Origin of the sequence: Mesorhizobium sp. IMUNJ 23033 (genome assembly GCF_044778005.1) — a bacterium.
GTDB classification, from domain to species: Bacteria; Pseudomonadota; Alphaproteobacteria; order Rhizobiales; family Rhizobiaceae; genus Mesorhizobium; species Mesorhizobium amorphae_A.
In genome coordinates this window covers 12247-35122 of the sequence record NZ_JBJACT010000031.1, presented here as the reverse complement: position 1 = coordinate 35122, position 22876 = coordinate 12247, and the positions used below count along the sequence as shown (strand labels likewise).

Genomic DNA, 22876 nt, shown 5'->3' with positions numbered 1-22876 from the left:
CAGTTCGGACAACGCAGCGGGCGCCAGATGGGCCTCCGCTGCTTGCTCTGCCGGAGTCTCGGCTTAGATCCTGCCCATCAAGAGCAGGATCAGCAGCACCACCAGAAGGACGCCGACGATGCCCGACGGGCCATAGCCCCAGGCGCGCGAATGCGGCCATGCCGGCACCGCGCCGATCAGGATGAGGATCAGAATGATGATGAGAAGCGTGCTGATTGTCATGAGAAATCCCTCGCCTTAAAATTGAATTCGAAGGGACAATGCAAAAGGCCGCCCGAGGTTCCCGGACGGCCTTTTGCTCGGCTAACCAAAACAAGGCTATTCGGCGGCCTTCGGGAAGGCGATTGCGGGCTCCGCACCGAGATCCGGCGCCGGCGCATCCGAAGAAATCTCACCCTTGCCGCGCCGGAACAGACGGCTGAACCATCCGCGCCGGGCGCCGGGCTTGACCTTGGCGCGAGTGAACACCATCAGCATCGACGGCGTCACCACCAGTGTCAGGATGGTGGCGAAGGACAGGCCGAAGACGATCGCCGACGACAGCGAAATCCACCATTGCGTCGACGGCGCGTTGATCGTCGTCTCGTGATGGAAGATTTCGAGGCCGAGGCCAAAGGCGATCGGCAGCACGCCGAGGATCGCCGACACCGCCGTGAGCACCACCGGCCGGGCGCGTTCGCGGCAGGTCTGCAGCACCGCCTCGACTTTGTCCCAGCCCTCTTCGCGCAACCGGTCGTAGGTGTCGATCAGCACGATGTTGTTGTTCACCACCACACCGGCAAGCGCAATGACGCCAATGCCCGACATGACGATGCCGAAGGCTTCTCCCGTCAGCAGCAGTCCGAGGAACACGCCGATCGTCGCCATGACCACGCAGGACAGCACCAGCCAGACGCTGGTGAACTTGTTGAACTGCGCGAGAAGCACGAGGAAGATCAGGAAGATCGCCGCACCAAAGGCCTTGCTGAGGAAGGCGCTGGCTTCCGCGCTGTCCTCGTTCGAGCCGGCAAGCTTCCAGCGTATGCCGCTGCCGAGGTTCATGTCGGAGACGGCCTTGGTGACCTCCTGCTGGACGGCTGCGACCTGGGTGCCGGCGGCGACGTTGGCCTGGACGACCACCGTGCGCGCGCCATCGATGCGGTTGAGCACACCAACTGTCGGTTCTGGCTTGCGGATGACGAAGTTCGAGATCGGCACCGCCCCTTGCGAGGTCTGCACCCTGAGTTCGTCGAGTGTCGACAGCGTGCGCCGGTCCTCGGGCAGGCGCAGCCTAATGTCGACGGCGTCATCGGCGCCCGCGGGCCGGTATTCCGAAAGCTTCAGCCCGTTGGTCACCAGCTGCACCACGGTGCCGACCGAGGTCGGGCTGATGCCGTACTGCGCCGCTTTTGCGCGGTCGACGTCGATCGCCCAGTCGACGCCGGGCGGCGGCAGGCCGTCGGAAATGTCGATGACGCCGGGCACCTTGGCGATCCGTGCGGCGACGGCCCGCGCCTTGTCGTCGAGCCCCTTAGGATCGGCGGCCGAAAGCCTGATCTGGATCGGCTTGCCTGTCGGCGGGCCGGCCTCGGGCACGCGCACCTCGACATCGACGCCGGGAATACCGGCCATGACGCCGCGCAGATCGTTCAGTATGTCATTCGCGGATTTGCGCTCGCGCCAGTCCACGAATTCGTACTGGATCACGCCGACCACGTCCTCGGGAACGTCCTGGCCACCGCCTTGCGTCTTGCCGACGCGGGTATAGACCGATTTCACGCCCGGCCAGCCGAGCAGCCGGTTCTCCGCCTCCTTGGTCGCGGCGTCCATTTCGGCAAGCGAAAGATTGCCGCGGGCATGCACGTAGAGCAGGCCGTAGTCGGGCTCGACATTGGGGAAGAACTCGACGCCGGCGCCGAATTTCGAATAGGCGAAGCCGACACCGAACAGCAAAGCGACCGTGAGCACGAGCACGGTGATGGGAAAGCGCACCGCCTGCTTCACCACGGCCATGTACCAGCCATCGCGGTTGTCGTCCTCGTGATGCTTCGGCGCCTTGGCGAAGATGGCGCCCAATGTCGGCGCGAAGACCAGCGCATAGAGCATCGAGGCCGACAGCGTGACGATCAGCGTGATCGGCATGTATTTCATGAAATCGCCGATGATGCCCGGCCAGAACAGCAGCGGCGAGAAGGCGGCGATGCGCGTCATCGTCGCCGCGATCACCGGCCCGGCCATGCGCCTTGCGGCAAGCGCGAACGCCTCTTCCTTCGGCATGCCTTCGCTCATCCGCCGTTCCGCGAATTCGGTGACGATGATGGCGTCGTCGACCAGCATGCCGACCGCCAGGATGAGGCTGAACAGCACGATCATGTTGATCGTGTAGCCCATCATGGCGAGCAGCAGGATGCCGATCAGGAAGGACGATGGAATGGCCAAGCCGATCAGCAGCGATGCGCGGCCGGACAGCGCATAGAGAATGACGATGAACACCAGGATGACGGCGATCATGACATGGTTCTGCAAATCGCCGAGCAGTTGATTGACGAAGACCGACTTGTCCTGCGTGTAGGTGACGTGCATGCCTTCCGGCATCGACTTGATGAAACTATCCGACACCGCCCGGACATTGGTCAGCGTATCGATGAGGTTGGCGCCGATGCGCTTCTTCACCTCGATGGCGATCGCCGGCTTGCCGTCGAGCCGGGTCACCGTCTCGGCATCCTTGAAGGTGGAGCGGATGGTGGCGATATCCCTGGCCCGGACGACCGCGTCAGGCGTGGCGACCACCGGCAGATTGGCGACGTCTTCCGGCTTTTCGATCAGCGACGGCACCTTGACGGCGTATTTGCCTTCCGAGCCTTCGATGTTGCCAGCCGCAACCAGGCTGTTGGAGGCAGCGACGCCTTGCACGACCTGGTCGAGCTGCAGCCCATAGGATGACAATTTCATCGGATCGACGACGACTTCGACGAGATCGTCGCGCGCGCCCTGCAGCGAGCCTTCGAGCACGCCGGGCACTTCCTCGATGCGGTCGCGCAATTCACGCGCCGCCGCCGTCAGCACCCGCTCCGGCACTTCGCCAGACAGCGTCACCACCAGCACCGGGAATTCGGAAACGTTGACCTCGGTGACCGTCGGCTCCTCGGCCGCTTGCGGCAGGTCGGCCTTGCCGTCCTGCACCTTGCTGCGCGTATCCTGCAGCGCCGTCGCCAGGTTCGTCTGCGGCTGGAACTCGACCAGCACATAACCGCCGCCCTGGAAGGCGGCCGAGCGCATCTCCTTGAGCCCCTTCAGGCTCTTCAGCTTGCTTTCCATGGGCCGCAGCAGCAGGCGCTCCGAATCCTCCGGCGAGATGCCTTGATAGATCAGGCTGACATACATCATCGGGATCGGAACGTCGGGCTCCGCTTCCTTCGGCGTCGACTGATAGGCGACCCAGCCGGCGAGCAGGAGGAAGACCAGGACCGAAATGGTCAGCCGGGCGTTGTGGATTGCGAGTCTTACGATATCCATGACTTAGGCCTGCTGTTGCTTTCGGGATCTGAGCGGCAGCGTGTCGTCACCAGGGTGGAACCCCGGCAGATCATGCTATTGTGTGCCGGCTGTCGCCTCGCCGATCAGCTTGTTGATTGTCGCCTGGTCGGCCTCGACCGGTTTGACCAAATCGCCTTCCTTCACCAGCTCCTGGCCGGCGACGATGATGCGCGCATCATCGGGAATGCCGCCCAGCACGAGGCCATTCGGCGTGTCGTCGACGAGATCGATCGGGAAGAACGCGACCTTGTTGTCCTTGCCAACGGTGCGGATGCCGAGATCGCCCTTGTCGCCCAGCGTCACCACCGAACGTGGCAGCATGACCGCGTCGGTCGGCTGCGCGCTGAGCGCGATTTCCGCCGTCATGCCGGCCGGGATGCTGCCGTCCGCATTGGGGATCGCCACCTCGACGCGGAAGGTCCGGGTCTGCGACGAGGCATCGCGGCTGATGTAGCGCACGGTGCCGGTGACCTTCTGGTCATTGACCAGGCGCACATTGGCCTCGTCGCCGATCTTGATGTAGCGCAGGTCGCGCTCGCTGACTTCGCCACGGGCGATGACCGGATCGAGCTTGAGAATGGTCGCCACCTCGCCGCCCGCCATCACAGAACTGCCAACTTCCACCGGCACCCGGTCGATGATGCCATCGAAAGGCGCCTTCACCTCATTGCGACCAAGCTCGGCTTGCATGGCTTCCAGCACCGATTGTGCCAACGTCAGGCTGGAGCGGGCGTTATCGAGCTGCAGCTTGGGCAGATTTCCGGTCTTGGCCAATCGCTCGGCAGCAGCAAGCTCCGCCTGGCGTTGGGCAAGAAGCTGCCTGGCATTGCTGACCGCCGAAAGTTTTTCCTCGGTGGCAAGCATCAGCACGAGGTCGCCGGTCTTGACGTGCTGTCCCTGCTTGACCGGCAGCTTGTCGATGATGCCGGCCACCCGCGTCGCCAGCACCGCGCGCTTGTCGGCCTCGGTCAATCCGGAAATGCGGATAGCGCGCGCATAGGTCTTGCGCGGCGGCGTCACCACCGCGACGGTGCGCGGCGCGGCCTTGGGCTGCTCGGCCTCGGCGGCCTTCGGCTTGTCGGTGCCCGCCGCCTTGGGCTGATCGGCTTCGCCGGCCTTGGGCTTGTTGTCAGGGGCAGCGCTGCCGACGGATGAGAACGCGCCGGTCCCCATCCAGGCTGCGAATCCGATAAGCACGACAATTGCTGCAAGCTTGTGAAACCTGATTTTCGGCATGTCGTTTTTTTCCACTGCGGGTCGGGCCAGGTCACGTCTTCGAAACGCGGGCGCGTCGCCGATATGGGTGCGCGCAGGGCCATGTTCAATTTGCCGTGAACGGCGAAGCGCGCTTCTACCTCAAAGTTGCATTGCAAAACAGTCAGAAAGTTTGATGGATCATTGCGCCACCGGACAGAGTATGCCCGCCATTCTCCAGCTCTTGGCCGCCTGGCCGCTCGCCTTTACTGGTTCGGGACGGTCATTGGCAGCAGGTGTCAGGATGATGCGGAACCTCTCAAGCATTCGAGGAAACCGAGGGCAAATCTATCAGGTGATGAGCTTCAACAGGCGGAAAAGCCGCTCGAATGTTTTGCCGTAAGGTGGGCGCAAAAGGGCGCCCGCGCTCAATTTGGACTGAAGGAAAATCGGCTTTTCCTTGCTGAAGGTCCGAAAACCCCATTCGCCGTGATAGGCACCCATGCCGCTGGCGCCGACGCCACCGAATGGCTGGCGTTCCTGCACCAGATGCAGCATGCAGTCATTGACCGTCACACCGCCGGCAATCGTTTCCTGCATCACCCGTTGGCGATTGCCGCTGTCGCGGCCGAACCAGTAGAGCGCAAGTGGACGTTCCGCCCGGTTCACATGCTCGATGGCGTCATCGACGTTGGCGTATTCGATGATCGGCAGCACCGGCCCGAAAATCTCTTCGCGCATAAGCCGCAGATCCTCGCCCGCGTTCCTGATCAGCGTAGGCAGCATCTTGCGATCCGTGTCGCCGAGTTTTTCGCCTGCCGGATTGATCTCGATGACATCGGCACCACTCTCACGAGCTTCGGCGACCATGTCGCTGAGCCGCCGATGGTGCCGCTCGCTGACGATGGCCGTATAGTCGGGATTGTTGCGCAGGCTCGGATAGAGCCGCGCCATCGCGGCCGCAAACTTCGTGGCAATCATCTCCGACTGCCCTTGCGGAACCAGCAGATAGTCCGGAGCGATGCAGGTCTGGCCTGCATTCAAAAGCTTGCTGTAGGCGACGCTGGACACGGCTGCGTCGAGGTCGCATGACCCATCGAAGATAGCTGGCGACTTGCCACCAAGTTCGAGCGTCACTGGCGTAAGGTTCGCTGCCGCGGCGATCGCGACCTGGCGGCCGACCGCCGTCGAACCGGTGAACAGCAAATGATCGAAGGGCACCGACACGAAGGCTTTTCCGACCTCGGCGTCGCCGACAACGACACTCATCTCGTCAGGGGCAAAATGCTCGCCGACCAGACGTTCGAGCAAGGCGGAAAATTTCGGCGTCAGTTCGGAGGGCTTGATCAGAACGCGGTTGCCGGCTGCCAGCGCGGCCGTGGCCGGCGCGATGGCAAGCTGGAACGGATAGTTCCAGGGCGACACGATGCCGACCACACCGACCGGCTGGGGCAGAAGCCGATTGCGCCCCGGCAGGAACGGCAGGCTGGTGGCGACGCGGCGCTCCCGCATCCATCCGCGCAGATGCGCAAGCGCATGCTTTATCCCCGCGCCAACGACGAACAGCTCCGCAAGGCGCGTCTCGTGGGCCGAACGGCTGCTGAAATCGGAGTCGATGGCGGAGCAGATCTCGGCCTCATGCTGCTCCGTGAGCGCCAGCAGACGCTTGAGACGATCCTTGCGGACATCAAGGCTTGGGAAAGGCTCTTTCTCGAATGCCCGGCGCTGCGACTCGAACCGTGCGCCAAGGGCATCCTGTCTGGTCTGCAACATCGCAACCTCCCGTTTACGTCTAGGTAAGTTACATCGCACCTGGGGTCGAATCCAGCACTTCCCTGGTTCCGTTGGGGAAGAACCGCGCCGGCAGACATCTCGTTGTTCTCGCCGCGAGGCAAGCACTTGGCAGCAGATGAATTGAAGACCGCTGCTCAGGCCTGACGGCGTGCCTGCTCGGGCTTCTTGCGCGCCGCCAAAAACTCCTTGACTCGCCGGCCGGGCGCCGGCCCGCGCACCGGCTTGAAACCGTCGTCGAGCTCGCCGGAGAGATCGAGCGTCGGCCGCTTGCCGACGGCGTCGTAATTCTCCTCCAGCCAGTCGCTGGCCGCGGTGCGGCCGAGATCGCGCAGATAGGCGAGGAATGCCCATTCGGCATTGACCTTGGACGACGCCGACAGGTCCTTGAACGCTTCGTCGGCGTCGATGCGGTGCATACGGATGTCGCGGTATTCGCCATGCGGCAGGCGGCCAGCGGCGATCAGTTCCTTGACGAAGGCGATCGAGCGGAATTCGTTAAGAAGCCCTGCATTGAAGGTGATCTCGTCGATACGGTTCTGGATCTCGTTGGCGCTCTTCGGCGTCCCCTCGCGCACCACCGGATTGATCTGCACCAGAAGCACGTCCTCGGTGGCAGCCGTCTTGAAGAACGGGAACAGCGCCGGATTGCCGCCATAGCCGCCATCCCAATAGGGCACACCCTTGATCTCGACGGCGCGGAACAATTGCGGCAGGCAGGCCGAGGCCATCACCGTATCGAGGTCGATCTCGCCGTCGGAAAAGACGCGCAACTGCCCGGTCTCGACATTGGTCGCCGAGATGAACAGCTCCATCGACTTGCAGGCGTGCACGTTCTTGAAATCGATCTCCTGTTCGACCACGTCGCGCAGCGGGTTGAGCCCGAGCGGATTGGCGACATAGGGTGAAAACACCCGCGACATGGTGTCGAAGAAGAAATAGCCCGGCGTGTTCTCGATTGACCAGTTGCCCCAGGCGACGTCCCACGGCATGCGCTGCACCGGGCTGAAGCGGCCCTTCGCCGCCACGGCGCGCCAGAAATCGTCGAGCTTCTGCCGCGCACCCTCGACACCGCCACGCACAAAGCCATCAGCCAGCGCCACCGCGTTCATGGCGCCGGCGCTGGTGCCGGAAACTGCTTGGATCTCGAGCCGCCCATCCTCCAGCAGCCGGTCGAGCACGCCCCAGGAAAAGGCGCCGTGCGAGCCGCCGCCCTGGAGCGCGATATTGATCTTCTTTTTCTCCTCCGCCTTGCCGTTCGTCGTCATGGCGTTCCTGTCGGTTTGGATGCTGCGTGCCTCATCCTGCCCGAGAATCGGAACAGTTCTGACGCAGCGGACCTATGTTGCAGTGCAGCATATAAGTCCTGACCAAGGCAAGAACACGAACACGGTCGCGTGATCACATGAAATTTCGGTCATGGAGAACAGCCTCCCCGCCTTGAAGCAGGGAGGCGCTGTGATCGAAACAGGCTGGGAGGCTCAGGCCACCAGATCCGGCACCGGGCCGACATAGCGCGACTGCGGTCGGATCAACCGCCCGGTCGTCTGCTGCTCGCGCGCATGGGCGACCCAGCCGGCAACGCGCCCGGCGGCAAACACATTGCTGAATGCCTCGGCAGGAAAACCCGCCGCCTCCAGCAAGAGCGCGGTGTAGAACTCGACATTGGTCTGGATCGAGCGCGACGGCTTGGCCTGCCGCAGCACCTCGAGTGCGGTCTGCTCCACCGTCTCGGCAAAGGCCAGCCGGTGGCCGGTTGCGCCGGCACCACCGAGTTGCCGCACCACCGCCTTCAGCACGTCGGCGCGTGGGTCGCGCACCCGGTAGATGCGATGGCCGAAGCCCATGATGCGTTCGCCGCGCGCGATCTCCGCCCGCAGCCAGCCGGCAGCATTGCCGCCTGCCTCGATCGCGTCGAGCATCTCGATCACCGGACCGGGCGCGCCGCCATGCAGCGGCCCTTTGAGCGCACCGAGGCCGGCCAGGATGGCCGAGGTCAAGCCGGCCTGCGTCGAGGCGACCACACGCGTCGCGAACGTCGATGCGTTGAGGCCGTGGTCGCAGACGGTGACTAGATAGGTGTCGAGGGCCGTGGCCAAGGCAGGCGATGCATCGGTGCTGCTCAGCATCCGCAACATGTCGGCGGCATGGTCTGCCTGCGGGTTCGGCGCGATCGCCGGATGTCCGCGCTTGCCGCGCAGCAAAGCCGGCGTCAGCACCGCCGGCGCCGCGATCAACAGCAAGGCGTCCGTCAACGTATCGCCGTCCGGCAGCAAGGCGATGCCGGCGCGCATGCCGCTGTAGACATCGAGCGGCACCTGGGCCGGGAGCATCGGCCGCAACCGCTCGAACACTTCGACGCGCGATCGGCCGATGGCCTGCGCAAGCTCGGCATTATCGGGAAGATCGTCGAAGAAGCCGTCCAGCAGCAGGCGAACCACTTGCGGATAACGCCAGCGACCAGCCAGCTCCGGCAGCGAATGGCCTCTTATGGTGAGGCGGCCGCCAAGGCCGTCGACATCGGAAAGCACGGTTTCCGCCGCTACCACGTCATCGAGCCCGTTTGCCATATCTGTCTCCTTGAGAGGTTTACCGACAGCAACTAATGGTGCATGATCAATGCATCAATCTTGATCAAGATAATCAATATAGGCTTGGAGCAACATGTCCGAGTGGCTGACACGTGAGGAAGCTCTGGGGCGGCTCAGGGTGCGGCCACAGACCCTCTATGCCTATGTCAGCCGCGGCCGCATCGGCATGCGGCCGGATCAGGCCGATCCGCGCCGCAGCCAGTATCGCGCTGACGATATCGCGGCGTTGGCGACCCGCCGGGCGCGTGGACGAAGCCCGCAGGCGATCGCCGAAAGCGCCATCGCCTGGGGCGAGCCGGCCATTGCCACCTCGATCTCGACCATCGTCCACGGCCGCCTCGTCTATCGTGGCGAGGACGCCGCGACACTCTCTGCCACGGCCACGCTGGAAGAGACGGCGAGCCTGCTTTGGGCGACGAATGCCGGCGTGTCATTTGCGGCGCAGGGCTCTCCCGGCGGTCAAAGCAGCCGCGCGGCGGCCTTCACCAGCCTTGCCCGGCTGGCGGCGGAAGGCCGGCCTTCCCTCGGACGCTTGCCGACCATGCTGTATCAGGATGCGGCCGGCGCCATCGGCGCTCTGGCGGCGGCACTTGGCGCGGTTGCCGGACGCGGCGCCGTGCACGAAAGGCTGGCGCGTGGCTGGTCCGTCGGCGGCGCCGGCGCGGGTTTGATCCGCAGGGCGCTGGTGCTGTTGGCCGATCATGAGTTGAATGCATCGACCTTTGCGGCGCGCGTCGCCGCCTCCACCGGCGCGCCGGTTGCTGCCTGCCTGCTTGCCGGCCTCGTCACCCTTTCCGGGCCCCGGCATGGCGGCGCCGGCGAGGCGGCCCTCAATCTGGTAGAAGATGCGGAGCGGCTGGGAGCCGATATCGCGGTCGGGCGCTGGCTTGGCCATGACAGGCCACTGCCAGGGTTCGGTCATCAGCTTTACCCCGAGGGCGATCCCAGGGCAGACGCCCTGCTGACCGATATCGAGGTCGACGGCGCACTTTCAAACCTGCGCGATGCTGTCTTCGCCGCGACAGGCACCCGCCCGAACATCGATTTCGCTCTGGCCGCGCTGACCCGAAATTTGCGCCTGCCGTCAGAAGCGCCGTTTCGCCTGTTCGCGCTTGGCCGCAGCATCGGCTGGGCCGCGCATGCCGTCGAACAGGTGACCAGCAACGGATTGATCAGGCCCCGCGCCCGCTACAACGGGCCCGTGAAGGAACCTTAGATCGACCCGACGAATGACGACGGCTGCCGTCGCAGCTGAGTTTGCGGCACCGGCCGAGCCGGCGCCGTCTGGCGCTCACGACATGGTGTCGAGCTTGCGCTGCATGGCGGCGATCTGTTCCTTCAGTTCCTGAAGGTCGTCCGGTTTCTCCGGCGCTTCCTTCTTGGCCGGCTCAGCCGGGGCAGGAGCAGGCCCGTTCGATCCGGCCGATGGGAACGGCGTGAACAGGCGCATCGCGTTCTGGAACATCTCCATGTTGCGGCGCGTCTGTTCCTCCAGCGCCTTGATCGGCGTGGCTATCTTCATCACGTCGATCGGAGACTTGCCGAAGGCGCCCTTCATCTGCTCGCGGAATCGCTCCTGTTCCTTGGAGAAGGCGATCATCGATTGTTCGAGGAAACTCGGCACGATCATCTGCATCTGGTCGCCATAAAAGGCGATCAACTGGCGCAGGAACGGGATCGGCAGCATGTTCTGCCCATCCTTGTTCTCCAGTTCGAAGATGATCTGTGTCAGCACCGGGTGCGTGATGTCGTCACCGGTCTTGGCGTCCTGGACGGTGAACTCCTCGCCCTTCTTGACCATGTCGGCCAAGTCCTCGAGCGTCACATAGGTGCTGGTGCCGGTGTTGTAGAGCCGGCGATTGGCATATTTCTTGATGATGATCGGATCGTCTTTCGCGGCCATCAGTATCCTCCCCGGACACCGGCCCATGTGAGTAAGCAGCCGGTAACGATTGCGCCCTTGCGAGGATATGCGCAAAAGCGTCACAATTCCAAGTGGTTTGTGCAGTGCGGCATCATTTTATGCTGCATGGCGGGCAAAATATGCTGCGCAGCGAAAGCCGTGGCGATTGCGCTGACCGCCGGCAGCCTGCTTGCCGCGCATGGCTGGCATGCCTATTTCCGGTTTGACTTGGGTCATGGAACGGGCAAGAAAAGTCCCTAACGATACCCAAAAACACGTCAACTCGAAGTCTGGAGAAGAAAATGTCCAATGCCATCGTTGTCGCCGGCGCGGCACGCACGTCTGTTGGCTCCTTCAATGGCGCCTTCGCCGCCACTCCGGCGCACGAGCTCGGCGCCGTCGTCATCCGGGAACTCCTGTCGCGTACCGGAGTCGAGCCGGGCGAGGTCGACGAGGTCATACTAGGTCAGGTGCTGACCGCCGCCCAAGGCCAGAACCCCGCCCGTCAGGCCTCGATCAACGCCGGCCTGCCCAAGGAGACCACCGCCTGGGGCCTCAACCAGGTTTGCGGTTCGGGCCTGCGCGCCATTGCGCTCGGCATGCAGCAGATCGCCTCGGGCGATGCCAAGGTGATCGTCGCCGGCGGACAGGAATCGATGTCGCTCTCGGCGCATGCCCAACATCTGCGCGCCGGCGTCAAGATGGGCGACTACAAGATGATCGACACCATGATCAAGGACGGGCTGTGGGACGCCTTCAACGGCTATCACATGGGCAACACTGCCGAGAACGTCGCGCGCCAATTCCAGATCACCCGCGACGACCAGGACCAGTTCGCGCTGGCCTCGCAGAACAAGGCCGAGGCCGCGCAGAAGGCCGGCAAGTTCAAGGACGAGATCGTCGCCTTCACCATCAAGGGCAAGAAGGGCGACACCATCGTCGACCAGGACGAGTACATCCGCCACGGCGCCACCATCGACGCCATGACCAAGCTGAAGCCGGCATTCGACAAGGACGGCACCGTGACCGCCGCCAACGCCTCCGGCATCAATGACGGCGCCGCCGGTGCCCTGCTGATGAGTGAGGCCGAAGCCATCAGGCGCGGTATCACGCCGTTGGCGCGCATCGTGTCCTGGGCCACCGCCGGCGTCGATCCGCAGATCATGGGCACCGGACCCATTCCCGCCTCGCGCAAGGCGTTGGAAAAGGCCGACTGGTCGGTCGGCGACCTCGACCTGGTCGAGGCCAATGAGGCCTTCGCCGCCCAGGCCTGCGCCGTCAACAAGGACATGGGCTGGGATCCCTCGATCGTCAACGTCAATGGCGGCGCCATCGCCATCGGCCATCCGATCGGCGCTTCCGGTGCCCGCATCTTCAACACGCTGGTCTTCGAGATGCGCCGCCGCGGTGCGAAGAAAGGCCTCGCCACGCTCTGCATCGGCGGCGGCATGGGCGTCGCCATGTGCATCGAAGCGCTGTAGTGACAGACTATCCGGGCGGCGCGAGCCGCCCGTTCCATTCTGCATGAAACGCCCGAAAACAGGGCGGTACCGAAAGGGGAAACGCATGAGCAAGGTAGCAATCGTCACGGGCGGGTCGCGCGGCATCGGCGCCGCGGTATCGGTCGCGCTGAAGAACGCCGGCTATTCGGTTGCCGCGAACTACGCCGGCAATGACGAGGCGGCGACGAAGTTCACTGCCGAAACCGGCATCAAGACCTACAAATGGTCGGTCGCCGACTATGACGCCTGCGCCGCCGGCATCAGGCAGGTCGAGGCCGATCTCGGCCCGGTTTCCGTGCTCGTCAACAATGCCGGCATCACCCGCGACGGCATGTTCCACAAGATGACGCGCGAGCAGTGGAAGGAAGTCATCGACACCAACCTTTCCGGTGTCTTCAACATGACGCATCCTTTGTGGGGCGGCATGCGCGACCGCAAGTTCGGCCGCGTCATCACCATTTCCTCGATCAACGGCCAGAAGGGACAGGCCGGCCAGGTCAACTATTCCGCCGCCAAGGCCGGCGACATCGGCTTCTCGAAGGCGCTCGCCCAGGAAGGCGCCCGCGCCGGCATCACCGTCAACATCATCTGCCCGGGCTACATCGCCACCGAGATGGTCAAGGCGATCGACGAGAAGGTGCTCAACGAACGCATCATCCCGCAGATCCCGGTCGGTCGCCTCGGCGAGCCGGAAGAGATCGCGCGCTGCGTCGTCTTCCTGGCTTCCGATGAAGCCGGCTTCATCACCGGCTCGACCATCTCCGCCAATGGCGGACAGTATTTCGCCTGAGGTTTCGAGTCCGTTCCGCGACAACTGACGTACCGGCCTAACGGCCGGTACAGATCTACGCGCCCACGATCGAGGCTCGTTGCCGTGACAATCGCAGTTGTCAGGCGGCAAGCTTCAGCGCTGGTTTGGCTACGGGCTTGCCGGGAGCAATTGAACCCGGCACACGCGAAGGTGCCGGCAACCGGGCCAGCGGCGCGCGGCTGAGGCCCGACAGTTTCAAGGCCATGCGACGCTTGAGCAATGGATTGAGGTTCATCAGCGAGAGCAGCAGATTGCGGACGAACCGCTTCACCGGATTACGGGTAAGTGCCATCTCGGTCATCCTGCCCGCCAGCTCAAGCACCTCCTGGGCCGCCGGTCGCCGCAGCTTTTCGTAGAGGTCGAGCTCGGCTTCCGTGCGCACGCCGTTCACCACATCGCCGAGCAATTCGCCAAGCATGACCGCGTCGATAATGCCGGTGTTCATGCCCTGTCCCCCTGCCGGGCTGTGCACGTGCGCGGCATCGCCCATGAGGAACAACCGGTCCTTGCGATACGACCGGACCAGGCGGTGATGCACGCGAAAACGCGAACTCCACGCCAGGTCGAGCACCCGGGCGCGCTGTCTGGTCGGCCCACGGCTGTCGAGCAGCGCCTGGATGTCGGCAATCCCTGGCTTTTCCGGCGCGTCATCCATTGTTGCAACGATACGGTATGACCCGTCCGGAAGCGGCGCCACCACCACCAGCCCGGCCGGCGCAAAGAACAGCGACACTTCCTTCGGCCCGATCGGCCAGTCGAGGCGGACGTCGGCAAGCACGAACGACCCGTCATAGGCAGCGCCGTCGAACTCGATGCCGGTCGCGCTACGCACCAGGCTGTTCATGCCGTCACCACCGACGACGTAGCGCGCCGATATCAGCTTCTCGCGACCGTTCTCGACCACCGTCACGCGGGCGCCGTCAGCATCGTGAACAACCGCCCTGGCCTCGACTTCGCGATGAATGACGCCGCCCAGGGCAGCGATCCGCTCGGCGAACACCAGCTCGGTCAGGTTCTGAGGCAGCATCAACAGATAGGGATGCCTTGATGGAAGCTTGCCGAAATCAAGATTGAGCAGCGCCCGGTTGCGGTCGCGGATGGCGAAATTTTGCAGCTTCAGGGCAAGTTCGTCCAGCCGCTCGGTGACACCGAGAGGCTGCAGCGCTTCCAGCGTCTGCGCATGGATGACGCCGGCGCGCGAAGTCTGAAGGCCCTGCGCCAGCTTGTCGATCAGCACGTGATCGACACCGGCCTGGTGCAGCATGATGGACAGCGCCATGCCGGTCGGGCCGGCGCCAATGATCAGGACTTCCGTTGTATCGGGCAACATTTTCTCTCTCCGTTTATCAACAAGTGTTGACTTTCTAATCGACGCCATTGCATTTGTCAACAGTCGTTGGCATATGAATTTTCATGGCTCAGAATCAGGCGAAGAAAATCAGCAAGTCGGACCGCACGCGGGCCCATATCCTCGAGGCCGCACGGCTATTGTTCGCCGAGCGCGGCTATGACGGCGCCTCCATCCGCGATGTCGCGGCGCATGCCTCGATCGATCCGGCCATGGTGATCCGCTATTTCCGCAGCAAGGACGAACTGTTCGCCAGGGCGGCGGTTGTCGACCTGCATCTGCCGGAGCTGCGGATGATTGACCGAGCCGCCATCGGCGAAACACTGATCAGGCGCTTTCTCGAAATCTGGGAAGGTCCGGCCAGCGGTCCTGGCATGACAATTCTGCTGCGTTCGGCGATGTCCAACGACTTTGCTGCCGAAAAGCTGCGCGAGGTGTTTGCCAGCCAGGTGAGGCCAGTGGTTGCGGCGGTCGGCGACCCCGCCGATGCGGGTCGACGAGCCGGTCTCGTCTCAAGCCAGTTGCTGGGTTTGGCGATGTGCCGATACCTGCTGCGGCTTCCTCAGGTCGTCGCCCTCTCCCACGACGAGATCATCCGGAATGTCGGCTCTGCCTTGCAGCGCTATGTGACGGAAGAGGATCTGTCCTGAAGCAGCCGTTTTGGCATTGCTGGCCGAGCCTGGTCGTGGTGCTATGATCGGGCCGACCGGTGCGCCCAACACCGATCTGTGCCGGAGTGGCACGCAAAGGTTAACGGCAGCTGCCAAGGCTGTGCAAAACCGACGTCACAAGCTGTGACTCCTCGGTGGAAAACCTGTTTTAAGCACAACCTGTTGGGGTGAACAAACCGGGAACATACTGACATCGCTGATTCGTCGCCGATTCGTTCCGGCTTTGGCCGAAACGTTAACGGCGAGGCCCGAAAATCTCGGCCAAATGGTTAAGGTCCGTTAGGAAAAGTCAACGATTTCATAATGTTGGCCGAGGTCGAGCTGGGTGCGGCGATCGTTCCCCGGCAAAAGTTAACAGCGTTGTTCTCTCTGCATAAATCGGGCCAGTTTAGCGATTCAGCATGTGGTGAGACTCGCCACCCAAAAATCCACATGTAGCCGTGAACAAAACCTGAATCAGCGAGAGTCGGTGATTCGTCGCCGATTCGTTCCAGACTCGTTCCAACTCTTAATCGGGACCGGATTTCGCGCGAGCCGGACGGCTCTTCGCCCCATCTGCGGAACATTCCGCTTTCGCTTCGCGCCTGAAATCCTTATGTGTCGGCTGTCACACGCGCCACCACTGGCGTGCTCCCCGGCAACGAGCGGCAGAAGCGTTATTTCCGAGCCGATGAACATCCAGCCGAAACACTCCCAGCCGCTGATCCTTTCGGGCCGCGACGTGACGGCCGTGCTCGGCCCGACCAACACCGGCAAGACCCATCTCGCCATCGAACGCATGGTGGCGCATGAAAGCGGAGTCATCGGCCTGCCGCTCAGGCTGCTGGCGCGCGAAGTCTACACGCGCGTCTGCGAAAAGGTCGGCGCTCATAAGGTGGCGCTCATCACCGGCGAGGAGAAGATCCAGCCGGTGGGCGCCAAATATTCGGTCTGCACCGTCGAAGCCATGCCGCGCGAGACCGACGCCGCCTTCGTCGCCATCGACGAGGTCCAGCTCGCCGGCGATCTCGAGCGCGGCCACATCTTCACCGATCGCATCCTGCATCTGCGCGGCCGCCAGGAAACGCTACTCTTGGGCGCGGCCACCATGCACGGCATCCTGCAGCGCCTGCTGAAGGGCGTCTCGGTGGTGACGCGGCCGCGGCTGTCGCACCTCGCCTATGCCGGCTCGAAGAAGCTGACCCGTCTGCCCCGGCGCACGGCGATCGTCGCATTCTCGGCGGACGAGGTCTATGCCATCGCCGAATTGATCCGTCGCCAGCAGGGCGGTGCCGCCGTCGTGCTCGGCGCGCTCTCGCCGCGTACCCGCAACGCCCAGGTGGCGCTGTTCCAGTCCGGCGATGTCGATTACCTCGTCGCCACCGACGCCATCGGCATGGGCCTCAACCTCGACCTCGACCATGTCGCCTTCGCCCAGAACCGCAAGTTCGACGGCTACCAGTTTCGCGACCTCACATCCGCCGAACTCGGCCAGATCGCCGGCCGCGCCGGCCGACATCTGCGCGACGGCACTTTCGGCGTCACCGGCCAGGTCGATCCGCTCGACGAAGAACTGGTCAAGAAGATCGAGGGGCACGATTTCGATCCGGTGAAGGTGCTGCAATGGCGCACCGCCGATTTCGATTTCGCCAGCCTCGATGCGCTGAAGCGCTCGATCGAGACCAACGCGCCGGTTGAGGGCCTGACGCGGGCGCTGCCGGCGGTCGATGCTCAAGCGCTCGAGCACCTGTCGCGCGACGCGGACATCCGCGCTCTGGCCACCGACGCCAAGCGAGTGGCGCTGCTGTGGGAAGCCTGCGCGCTCCCCGACTACAGGAAGATCGCGCCGGCCCAGCATTCCGACCTCATCGCCTCGATCTATATGGACCTCGCCCGGCATGGCCATGTCGACGAGAACTACATGGCCGAGCAGGTGCGGCGTGCCGACACGACAGACGGCGACATCGACACGCTGTCGCACCGGATCGCCCAGATCCGCACCTGGACTTTCGTTTCCAACCGGCCCGGCTGGCTGGCCGATCAGGCACACTGGCAGGAAAAGACGCGCGAAATCGAAGACAGATTGTCGGATGCGCTGCATGAGCGGTTGACGAAACGCTTCGTAGACCGCAGGACTTCCGTCCTCATGCGGCGCCTTAGAGAAAATACCATGCCTGAAGCCGAAATTAGCCCTACCGGAACCGTCCTTGTCGAAGGCCATCATGTCGGCGAGTTGCAAGGGTTCCGCTTCACCGCCGACCAGAGCGCCGGCGGCGAGGATGCCAAGGCCGTACGCACGGCGGCACAAAAGGCTTTGGCCACCGAATTCGAGGCGCGCGCCGAACGCTTCGGCGCCTGCGCCAATGGCGACATCGCGCTCGGCTCCGACGGCACGCTGCGCTGGATCGGCGCGCCGGTCGGCACGCTGGTCGCCGGCGACGAGCCGCTGAAGCCGCGCCTTGTCCTGTTGGCCGACGAGCAGCTTACCGGTCCCGCCCGCGACAAGGTCGCGGCGCGCGCCGAGCGCTTCGTCAACTTCCAGGTCGAATCCCTGCTGAAGCCGCTGGTCGACTTGAAGAACGCCGACCAGATCACCGGCATCGGCCGCGGCATCGCCTTCCAGCTGGTCGAGAATTTCGGCCTCATCAACCGCCGCGACATTGCCGAAGAGATGAAGTCGCTCGATCAGGAAGGTCGCGCCGCATTGCGCCGGCTGGGCGTGCGCTTCGGCGCCTACCATGTCTTCGTGCCGGCGCTGGTCAAGCCGGCGCCTGCCGGACTGGTGACATTGCTTTGGGCATTGAAGAATGACGGCAAGGAGAAGCCGGGTTTTGGCGACGTGGTTCACGCCCTGGCGTCGGGCCGCACCTCGGTGGTCATCGATCCGACCTTCGACAAATCCTTTTACAAACTCGCCGGCTACCGCAATCTCGGCCGCCGCGCGGTCCGCGTCGACATCCTCGAGCGGCTGGCCGACTTGATCCGTCCGGCGACCAACTGGAAGCCGGGCCTCGGACAGCGCCCCGACGGCGCCTATGACGGCAACGCCTTCATGGTGACGCCGCCGATGATGTCGATCCTTGGCGCCACCGCCGACGACATGGAAGAGATCCTGAAGGGTCTCGGCTACCGCGCCGAACCGAAGCCTGCCACCGAAGTCAAGGCGCGGCTCGAAGCGCAGGACAATGCCGCGCGCGCAGCCAAACTGGCAGCGGAAGAGGCGGCAAAGGCCGAGCAGGCTGTGGCGGCGGAAGCCGTTGCCGACACTGTCGCTCAGACCACGGCCGAAGGTTCGGAGCCTGATGCGGCTGCCACTGTAGAGGCTGAAATTCCTGCGGAGCCCGTCGCTGACGCAGCCGCGGAGGCTGTTACCGACGCGCAGCCGGAGACGCCCGCAGAGGCCACGGACGACGCGCCGCCAGTAGCCGAAGCCGTTGCTGCAGAAGGGCCCGCCGAAACAGAGGCTGAGCCAGAGGCAAAGCCCGAAGCTGCCGAGGTTGAGGCCGCACCGGCAGAGTCGGCGGCGGAATCCGAAGCTGTCGAAGTCGATGCCGCATCGGCAGAACCGGTCGCCGAGACTTCATCTGCAAGCGAAGACGCAACGGCCGCGGAAACCGCCACCGGCGAGCCCGCTCCAGAGGCTGAAGAACCAAAACCCATCCTTTTGTGGCGGCAGGGTCGTTTCGAGCAGCGCCCACGTCACCGCCATCACGACAACCGCCGGGACAATCGTCCGCGCAACGGGCAGGCTGCGCAGAGCCGCAGCGATGCGCCGGCAGGCACTGAAGCCGCCCCCGGCAGCCGGCCGCCTCAGGAGGGTCGCCGCGAACAGCGCGACGGTGCCGGCAAGCCGCGCTTCGATCGCAGCAAGTTCAAGCCGAGGCCGCAGCCTCAAGGCGAGGCCGGAGAACGGCGCGAGGGCAAGCCGCAGGGTGAGCGTCCCGATCGCCGCGAGAGCCGGCCCGACTGGAAAGGCGGCCGGCAGGACGGCAAGGGCGGCGCACAGAGTGGCAAGCCTGCATTCCAGGCAAAGCCGCGCGAGGAGCGTCCGGTGCGTTTCGATCCGGACTCGCCCTTCGCCAAGCTCGCCGCTTTGCGCGACCAGTTGAAGAAGTAAGTCAAAGGTCCGATGGTTGCCGAAGGCCGCCAGAGAATAGACAAATGGCTGTTCTTTTCCCGCGCGGTGAAATCGCGCTCGCTGGCGGCGAAGCTGGTGGTCGCCGGACGCGTGCGCATCAATCGCGACAAAGCAGCGCAGGCCTCGGATCTGGTCAAGCCTGGCGATGTCCTGACCATCACGTTGGAGCGGCGCATCTTCGTCTGGAAGGTGCTCGGTGCGGGTGTCCGGCGCGGCCCGGCTGAAGAAGCGCGCCTGCTTTACGAGGACATGTCGCCACCGCCGGCGCCGAAGGGCGAGGCCGTTCCAGATGCGATTCCGGCACTGCGCGACGCCGGCAGCGGCCGGCCGACCAAGAAGGAACGCCGCCAAACCGAGCGGCTCATCGGCGACGATTGAAGGCACGCGCGACTTTCACCAACGTCTCGCCCTGGAAATCCATTCCGGAAGCGCCGACACCGGTGAGAATGGCCGCCCTTGCCAGCGGCAGGCAAAGGCGTTACCTCACCAAAAAAGCCCAACAAAATGGGACGTCCCGGAGCCGACCGATGACCTATGTCGTGACCGACAATTGCATAAAATGCAAATACATGGACTGTATCGAGGTCTGTCCGGTCGACTGTTTCTACGAAGGCGAGAACATGCTCGTCATCCACCCCGACGAGTGCATCGACTGCGGCGTCTGCGAACCGGAGTGCCCGGCCGACGCGATCAAGCCCGATACGGAACCGGGCCTTGAAAAATGGCTGCAGGTCAACACCGAATACGCCGAGAAATGGCCCAACATTACCGCCAAGAAAGAGCCGCCGGCAGACGCCAAGACCTTCGATGGCGAGGCCGGCAAGTTCGAGAAATATTTCTCCGCCGAGCCCGGCGAAGGCGACTGACGGTCGCGCCGGTTCGGCCGGCGTGACGCTGCGTAACGGGCATGAGACATGAACTGTCTTGACAGGCGGTGATGGCCCGTTGCCTTCGCTAATGCAGCAAAACCTTGATTCTTCCGACTTTTTGTGCTACATCAGCCAAACATGCCGGTGACACAACATCGATTTATGGCGCAAACGCCCCAAATCACTGAAAGGTGAACTTCTCAATCCGGACCAGAGCGATCTGGGGCAGGCGGTCGCGATATTGCGGTTTGCCGGTCGCTTTTCCGGATGGGTTCGTCTGTTGTGCGGCTAACGGTCGGCCACCCCGATCGCGCGAAGTTTCAGCCGGCGCCGCCACGCCGGCGCTACAACAAGGAGTTCAGGGCGTATGGCAACGATCACCCCGCAGAAGAAGTCCACCGCGGCGCGTCACGGTTTCAAGACCGGCGAGTTCATTGTCTATCCGGCGCATGGCGTCGGCCAGATCGTGTCGATCGACGAGCAAGAAGTGGCAGGCCACAAGCTGGAACTCTTCGTCATCGACTTCCAGAAGGACAAGATGCGCCTGAAGGTGCCGGTCGCCAAGGCGACCTCCATCGGTATGCGCAAACTTTCGGAAGAGGACTATGTCGACCGCGCGCTGAAGGTGGTGCAGGGCCGTGCCCGCATCAAGCGTACCATGTGGTCGCGCCGCGCCCAGGAATATGACGCGAAGATCAACTCGGGCGACCTGATCTCCATCTCGGAAGTGGTGCGCGACCTCTACCGCGCCGACAACCAGCCGGAGCAGTCCTATTCCGAGCGCCAGCTTTACGAGGCGGCACTCGACCGCATGGCGCGCGAGATCGCGGCCGTCAACCGCATGTCGGAGACCGAAGCGGTGCGCCTCATCGAGGTGAACCTCAACAAGGGTCCGAAGCGCGGCGCCAAGGCCGACAACGAGGAAGCCGAGCAGGAAGAAGCTGCCTGAGCTTTTCGTACGCGAAATTCAGAAAACCCGGCCTCGCGCCGGGTTTTTTATTGGGACCCGCCCGCTTCTTGCTTCAACGTGGCGATGAACCGCTTGGTGCGCTGATGCTCCGGGGTAGAAAACACCACGGAAGCCGGGCCCTTCTCGACGACGACACCGGCGTCGAGAAAGACCACTTCCTGCGCGATCTTGGAAGCGAGCCTGAGATCATGCGTCGCCATCACCATGGTCGTGCCTTCGCTGGCGAGCTGACCAAGCACGTCGACCACTTCCTGCGCCAGTTCCGGGTCAAGCGCCGAGGTCGGCTCGTCGCAGAGCAGCACCTTCGGCGACGGCGCCAGCGCCCGGGCGATGGCCACCCGCTGCTGCTGGCCACCCGACAGCGTCGCCGGCCAGGCATCGGCCTTGTGCACCATGCCGACCTTCTCGAGCAGGGCCATCGCCCGTTCGCGCGCCCTCTCAACCGGCCATTTCAGCACCGTCACCAGCCCTTCCATGACGTTCTCGATCACGGTGCGGTGCGGGAACAGCTGGAAGTTCTGGAACACCATGCCGGTCTGCAGCCGCAGGCGCCGGATGTCCCTGGTGGCGACCTTGGTGCCCGGGCGGAATTCCAGCGTCTCATCGCCGATGCGCACCGTGCCGGAGGTCGGGATCTCCAGCAGGTTGATGCAGCGCAGAAGCGTGCTCTTGCCGCCGCCGGAGGGGCCGACAAGGGCGGTGACGCCGCCCTCCTCGATGGCGACGGTGACGCCCTTCAGCACAAGATTGTCGCCGAAGCGCTTCTCGATATTGGTGAGGCCGATCATGAGCGCGCCTCCAGGAAGCCGCCATAGCGGTTGAGTCGTACCTCCAGCCGCGTCTGCAGCGCCGACAGCACCGAACTCAGCGCCAGATAGAGCGCCGCAGCCTGGACATAGAGGATCAGCGGCTCATACGTGGTGGCAACAATGCGCTGCGCCGCCTGGAACATTTCCGGCACCGTGATGGCGGCGGCCAGCGACGTATCCTTGACCAGCGAGATGAAGGTGTTGGACAGCGGCGGCACGGCGACGCGTCCGGCTTGCGGAAGGATCGTGCGCCGCATCGCCTGGCTCCAGCTCATACCGATCGAATAGGCCGCCTCCCACTGCCCCTTCGGCACCGAGCCGATGGCGGCGCGGATGATCTCCGACGTGTAGGCGCCGATGTTGAGCGTGAAGCCGATCAACGCGGCAGGAAAGGCGTCGAGCAATATGCCGACCGACGGCAGGCCGTAGAAGATCAGGAACAACTGCACCAGAAGCGGCGTCCCGCGAAAAATCCAGACATAGAAACGGGCCACGGCAACCAACGGCTTCGGGCCAAACAGCCTGATCAGCGCCGTGACCAGTCCGGCGGCGAGGCCGAAGGCAAACGACAGCAGCGTCAGCGGCACGGTAAAGATCAGCGCCGCCCACAACAGCGTCGGCAAGGAGTCCAGCATCAGTTGCAGCCAGTGCGGCACAGAAGGCCTCCTTGCCAGATCATCTACGGTGCATCAGCCCGCATCCGTCGAGGCGCGGACACAGGACCGGATATCATGCGAAAACCGGCGAGCCGTCAAAGACGGCTCACCGCAAAATATGGAAAGCG

The 22876-nt window shown here is 63.9% G+C and carries 19 protein-coding genes; 9 read left to right on the top strand and 10 right to left on the bottom strand.

Annotation, left to right across the window (positions count from 1 at the left end; genetic code table 11):
- Positions 1–63 precede the first annotated feature (63 nt).
- The 6 genes from ACFX5Q_RS27485 to ACFX5Q_RS27460 form a co-directional block, all read right to left on the bottom strand.
- On the bottom strand, positions 64–222 hold the full coding sequence (locus ACFX5Q_RS27485; protein ID WP_006203743.1) for a DUF3309 family protein: 159 nt from the start codon (positions 220–222) through the stop codon (positions 64–66).
- Between the two features lie 96 nt (positions 223–318).
- Positions 319–3495, bottom strand: a complete 3177-nt coding sequence (locus ACFX5Q_RS27480; RefSeq protein ID WP_404283028.1) for an efflux RND transporter permease subunit — start codon at positions 3493–3495, stop codon at positions 319–321.
- Positions 3496–3570: 75 nt separating this feature from the next.
- On the bottom strand, positions 3571–4752 hold the full coding sequence (locus tag ACFX5Q_RS27475; RefSeq protein ID WP_404283026.1) for an efflux RND transporter periplasmic adaptor subunit: 1182 nt from the start codon (positions 4750–4752) through the stop codon (positions 3571–3573).
- A 309-nt stretch (positions 4753–5061) separates the two neighbouring features.
- Entirely contained in the window at positions 5062–6483 is a 1422-nt protein-coding gene (locus tag ACFX5Q_RS27470; protein ID WP_404283118.1) for a coniferyl aldehyde dehydrogenase, read from the bottom strand.
- A gap of 155 nt (positions 6484–6638) precedes the next feature.
- Positions 6639–7769, bottom strand: a complete 1131-nt coding sequence (locus tag ACFX5Q_RS27465) for a patatin-like phospholipase family protein (RefSeq protein ID WP_404283025.1) — start codon at positions 7767–7769, stop codon at positions 6639–6641.
- A 213-nt stretch (positions 7770–7982) separates the two neighbouring features.
- Entirely contained in the window at positions 7983–9071 is a 1089-nt protein-coding gene (locus tag ACFX5Q_RS27460; protein WP_404283024.1) for a citrate synthase/methylcitrate synthase, read from the bottom strand.
- 94 nt (positions 9072–9165) lie between these two features.
- Between ACFX5Q_RS27460 and ACFX5Q_RS27455 the strand changes: the two genes are divergently transcribed.
- Complete coding sequence (locus ACFX5Q_RS27455; protein WP_404283023.1) at positions 9166–10308, top strand: citrate/2-methylcitrate synthase; 1143 nt, start codon at positions 9166–9168, stop codon at positions 10306–10308.
- A 75-nt stretch (positions 10309–10383) separates the two neighbouring features.
- On the opposite strand, the gene phaR is transcribed toward ACFX5Q_RS27455, so the two are convergent.
- Positions 10384–10995 (bottom strand): polyhydroxyalkanoate synthesis repressor PhaR, encoded by a 612-nt coding sequence (phaR, locus tag ACFX5Q_RS27450; protein ID WP_404283022.1) that lies wholly within the window; start codon positions 10993–10995, stop codon positions 10384–10386.
- A gap of 27 nt (positions 10996–11022) precedes the next feature.
- Here phaR and ACFX5Q_RS27445 point away from each other — a divergent pair, with 27 nt between their 5' ends.
- From ACFX5Q_RS27445 to phbB, 3 genes are all read left to right on the top strand, one after another.
- Positions 11023–11256 (top strand): hypothetical protein, encoded by a 234-nt coding sequence (locus ACFX5Q_RS27445; protein ID WP_404283020.1) that lies wholly within the window; start codon positions 11023–11025, stop codon positions 11254–11256.
- A 41-nt stretch (positions 11257–11297) separates the two neighbouring features.
- A complete protein-coding gene (locus ACFX5Q_RS27440) occupies positions 11298–12476 on the top strand; it encodes an acetyl-CoA C-acetyltransferase (RefSeq protein WP_404283018.1) in 1179 nt (392 codons plus the stop codon).
- An 85-nt stretch (positions 12477–12561) separates the two neighbouring features.
- Complete coding sequence (gene phbB / locus ACFX5Q_RS27435; protein WP_404283016.1) at positions 12562–13287, top strand: acetoacetyl-CoA reductase; 726 nt, start codon at positions 12562–12564, stop codon at positions 13285–13287.
- 100 nt (positions 13288–13387) lie between these two features.
- Here phbB and ACFX5Q_RS27430 read toward each other — a convergent pair whose 3' ends face one another.
- The gene (locus ACFX5Q_RS27430; protein ID WP_404283015.1) at positions 13388–14638 is read right to left on the bottom strand and encodes an FAD-dependent oxidoreductase; all 1251 of its coding nucleotides are present in this window, start codon (positions 14636–14638) and stop codon (positions 13388–13390) included.
- Between the two features lie 83 nt (positions 14639–14721).
- On the opposite strand from ACFX5Q_RS27430, the gene ACFX5Q_RS27425 reads away from it, so the two are divergent.
- The 5 genes from ACFX5Q_RS27425 to ACFX5Q_RS27405 all read left to right on the top strand — a co-directional run bounded on the left by ACFX5Q_RS27425 (position 14722) and on the right by ACFX5Q_RS27405 (position 21262).
- Positions 14722–15306, top strand: coding sequence for a TetR family transcriptional regulator (locus tag ACFX5Q_RS27425; protein WP_404283013.1), 585 nt, complete (start codon positions 14722–14724; stop codon positions 15304–15306).
- A 691-nt stretch (positions 15307–15997) separates the two neighbouring features.
- Complete coding sequence (locus ACFX5Q_RS27420; RefSeq protein WP_404283012.1) at positions 15998–19423, top strand: helicase-related protein; 3426 nt, start codon at positions 15998–16000, stop codon at positions 19421–19423.
- A gap of 12 nt (positions 19424–19435) precedes the next feature.
- A complete protein-coding gene (locus tag ACFX5Q_RS27415) occupies positions 19436–19822 on the top strand; it encodes an RNA-binding S4 domain-containing protein (RefSeq protein ID WP_404283010.1) in 387 nt (128 codons plus the stop codon).
- 149 nt (positions 19823–19971) lie between these two features.
- Positions 19972–20310 (top strand): ferredoxin FdxA, encoded by a 339-nt coding sequence (gene fdxA / locus ACFX5Q_RS27410; RefSeq protein ID WP_006202440.1) that lies wholly within the window; start codon positions 19972–19974, stop codon positions 20308–20310.
- 370 nt (positions 20311–20680) lie between these two features.
- The gene (locus ACFX5Q_RS27405) at positions 20681–21262 is read left to right on the top strand and encodes a CarD family transcriptional regulator (protein ID WP_296745540.1); all 582 of its coding nucleotides are present in this window, start codon (positions 20681–20683) and stop codon (positions 21260–21262) included.
- A gap of 47 nt (positions 21263–21309) precedes the next feature.
- Here the strand turns inward: ACFX5Q_RS27405 and ACFX5Q_RS27400 are convergent, their stop codons facing one another.
- Both ACFX5Q_RS27400 and ACFX5Q_RS27395 read right to left on the bottom strand, forming a co-directional pair.
- Complete coding sequence (locus tag ACFX5Q_RS27400) at positions 21310–22071, bottom strand: amino acid ABC transporter ATP-binding protein (protein ID WP_404283008.1); 762 nt, start codon at positions 22069–22071, stop codon at positions 21310–21312.
- On the bottom strand, positions 22068–22748 hold the full coding sequence (locus ACFX5Q_RS27395) for an ABC transporter permease subunit (protein WP_404283007.1): 681 nt from the start codon (positions 22746–22748) through the stop codon (positions 22068–22070). Before ACFX5Q_RS27395 ends, ACFX5Q_RS27400 begins: the two co-directional genes overlap by 4 nt.
- Positions 22749–22876: the final 128 nt, after the last annotated feature.